Below are 2,146 nucleotides of genomic sequence, written 5' to 3' on the forward strand. Positions count from 1 at the left end.
GAATTTCCCGATGCGGCTGTGGGCCGCGAGCTGCGCCCGCTGCGCCAGCGGCACGCCCGATCCGCCGTGGATCACGAGGGGCACCTGCGTCACCGCCTCGATCGCGCGGATGCGCGCCTCGTCGAGGCCGCCCTCGTGGCCCTGCTGGAGATGGACGTTGCCGACGCTGATCGCCATGGCGTCCACGCCGGTCTCGCGGGCGAAGATCGCGGCCTCCTCCGGGTCCGTCCCGGCCGAACCCTCGCCGCCCGCGTAGCCGACGAAGCCGATCTCGCCCTCGCAGGAGATGCCCGCGCCGTGGGCGAGTTCGGCCACGCGGGCCGTCTCCTCGATGTTCCGGGCCAGCGGCATGCGCGAGCCGTCGAACATGAGCGAGGTGAAGCCCGCATCCAGCGCCTCGCGGCATTCCTCGAAGGTGTAGCCGTGGTCGAGATGGGCCACGACGGGGACGTCCACGCTGGCGGCGAGGTGGCGGAACATCGCGCCCAGCACGGGGAGCGGCGTGTGCGCCCGGCAGGAGGGACCGGCCTGGAGGATCACCGGCGCGCGCTCGGCTTCGGCCGCCATCGCATAGGCGCGCATGTCCTCCCAGCCGAGGCAGACGAGCCCCGCCACGGCATAGCCGTCGCGGACCGCGGGACGCAGGACCTCCGATAGGGTGGCGAGCGTCATGGGGCCGATATCCGGCGCGACCGGCGCCCGGTCGCGCCGCTTGCCCGTCGTTTCCGCCGGGCGGTGTCCCCTGTCGAGGCCGTCATTTGAACTTCGCCACCATGTCCATGATCCCCGGAATCGTGTGGAGCTGCGCCGCGTGCGTCGGCTGGAAATACTGCTTCAGGCTCCGCTGGCTGAGGCCGCCGAGGATGGTGAAATAGTACATCTCGTAGCCCGGCAGCACGCAGCAGGGGTGATAGCCCCTGTCGATCAGCACCGTGGAACGGTCCATGATGTGATAGGCGTCACCGGGTTCGTTGTCCTCGCGCTGGAGCATCTGGAGCCCCGAGCCGTAGTTCGGGCGGAAGCGGAAGTTGTAGCACTCGTCGTGCCGCGTCTCGTCCGGCAGGCGGTCGGTGTCGTGCTTGTGGGAGGGGAAGCCCGACCATCCGCCCGCGCCGACGGTGAAGAGTTCCGAGACGAGAAGCCGCCCGACCCGGTCGTGATGCGCCGCGCCGAGGATGTGCTTGATCTTGCGGTGGGTCTTGGTGTCGTCCGAGCCGTACTGCACGAGGTCGAGCTCGTGGGCGCGCACGGCGAAGGGCGTGAGCGTCCCGGCGAACTTCGCGCCCGCGACGAAGGTTTCCGTATCGGTCCGCGCCGTGATCGTGCAGCCGGTATCGGTGGGCACGTAGACGCCCTCGGGCTCGCCGTCCCAGACATCGGCGCCCCGGTTGCCGATGTCGGCGAAGGTCTCGCCCGCCGTCTCCACCGTCACCGTGCCCGTGGCCGGGACCACGCAGGTCTCGTAGCCCGGCACGCGGTAGTCGAAATGCTCGCCCGCCTTCAGCCGCAGGATGTTGAAGTAGACGAGCGGCACATGCGCGTCCTCCACGTCCACGATGGGCCGGTTGGCGTTGTCATGGGGCGGGATGTGCATGGGAAACCTCCTCCTCAGGCGGCGCTCGGGCCTGCGTGGCCGGCGAGGAAACCGTCGAGCTCCTCCCGCGTGGGCATGGCGGGGGCGCAGCCGACACGGGCCACGACCATGGCGGCGGCGGCCGAGCCGCGCAGCACCGCCTCGCGGAGCGGCAGGCCCTCGGCCAGCCCCGAGACGAAGCCGCCCATGAAGCTGTCGCCCGCGCCGGTGGGCTTCAGCGCCTCGGTGCGGTAGATGCCGGTCGCGACCTCGCCCTCGGGCGTGATCGTGATCGCGCCCTTCTCGCCCATCTTGTAGACGGCGATCTGCGCGCCGCTCGCCACCAGCTCGCGCGCCTTGTCGAGGCCCCGGTCGTAGTCGCCGGCCATGAAGCCGAACTCCACGTCGTTGCCCACGATCACGTCGCACATGGCGCCCGCGCGGCTGTAGACCTCGGCGGCGACGGCAGCGGACGGCCAGGAATAGGGCCGGTAGTCGATGTCGAAGATCAGCGGCGCGGCCTTCCGCGCCTTCGAGCTGGCGCGCGCGGCGGGCCTGCCGCTGATCTTCGAC

At 70.8% G+C, this 2,146-nt stretch carries 3 protein-coding genes; all 3 read right to left on the bottom strand.

Annotated features, from left to right (window positions below; all coding sequences use genetic code 11):
• The coding region (locus ACTS11_RS03210) for a class II fructose-bisphosphate aldolase (RefSeq protein WP_442638901.1) at positions 1-672 on the bottom strand (672 nt) is incomplete at its 3' end.
• 82 nt (positions 673-754) lie between these two features.
• Positions 755-1,594: a 5-deoxy-glucuronate isomerase gene (locus ACTS11_RS03215; RefSeq protein WP_442638902.1), complete on the bottom strand. Its 840-nt coding sequence runs from the start codon at positions 1,592-1,594 to the stop codon at positions 755-757.
• 14 nt (positions 1,595-1,608) lie between these two features.
• Positions 1,609-2,146: PfkB family carbohydrate kinase (locus ACTS11_RS03220; protein ID WP_442638903.1), on the bottom strand; the 538-nt coding region annotated here is incomplete at its 5' end.

Source organism: Roseicyclus sp. (assembly GCF_052168335.1).
GTDB lineage: Bacteria > Pseudomonadota > Alphaproteobacteria > Rhodobacterales > Rhodobacteraceae > Roseibacterium.

Excerpts from the sequence above, each read along its gene's own strand:
- ACTS11_RS03215 (WP_442638902.1), bottom strand. The coding sequence starts at position 1,594 with ATGCACATCCCGCCCCATGACAACGCCAACCGGCCCATCGTGGACGTG.